This is a genomic window from Sphingorhabdus arenilitoris, from assembly GCF_042651485.1.
Classification (GTDB): Bacteria; Pseudomonadota; Alphaproteobacteria; order Sphingomonadales; family Sphingomonadaceae; genus Sphingorhabdus_B; species Sphingorhabdus_B arenilitoris.
The window spans coordinates 1-569 of record NZ_JBHSDH010000008.1 but is presented as its reverse complement, the minus strand read 5'-3'; the positions used below and the strand labels follow the sequence as shown (position 1 = coordinate 569).

The following is a 569-nucleotide window of genomic DNA, read 5'->3' as shown; positions in this document are numbered from 1 at the left end:
TATGTTTTGGAATAACAGGCGCACGCTTCATTATCTAATCTCCCAGCGTGGTTTAATCAGACGATCGAAAATTTCATTGCAGACAGGTTCCCAAATAGAAAGAGCATTTCTCCAGGCACCAGTTGAAGAGCGTTGATCAATGGCCTGTTCAAAAACAGTTCTCATCCGGATCTGACCTTTACCAACTTCATCCGTTTCACGTACAACATTTTTTAGAACCATGCTTCCCCAGGCATCCCGANCCTCCATCCACGGGGACTGAGAGCCATTACTATTGCTGTATTTGGTAAGCAAAATACGTACATCAGGCTCGAACCCTTTAAGATCAACGTTCTTGAGCAGATCACGAAGCATATCGAAAAACTGCAGTGCGGAGGTGTAGTCAAACAACTCAGCAGGCGTGGGAACAATCAGCACATCAGCAGCACATACGACATTAATCGTGCCGATACCCAGGTTAGGCGCGCTGTCAATAACTATGACATCATAGTCATGAGCAACAGTTTCAATGGCCAGTCGGAGCATCAGGTGTGGATCGGTGGGCAGTTTACCTTCATCAAATTTGCCCA

The 569-nt window shown here is 46.0% G+C and carries 1 protein-coding gene; it reads right to left on the bottom strand.

From position 1 onward, the window contains the following. Window positions 1-30: 30 nt before the first annotated feature. On the bottom strand, window positions 31-525 hold the full coding sequence (locus tag ACFOWX_RS01490; protein WP_449325415.1) for an AAA family ATPase: 495 nt from the start codon (window positions 523-525) through the stop codon (window positions 31-33). Window positions 526-569: the final 44 nt, after the last annotated feature.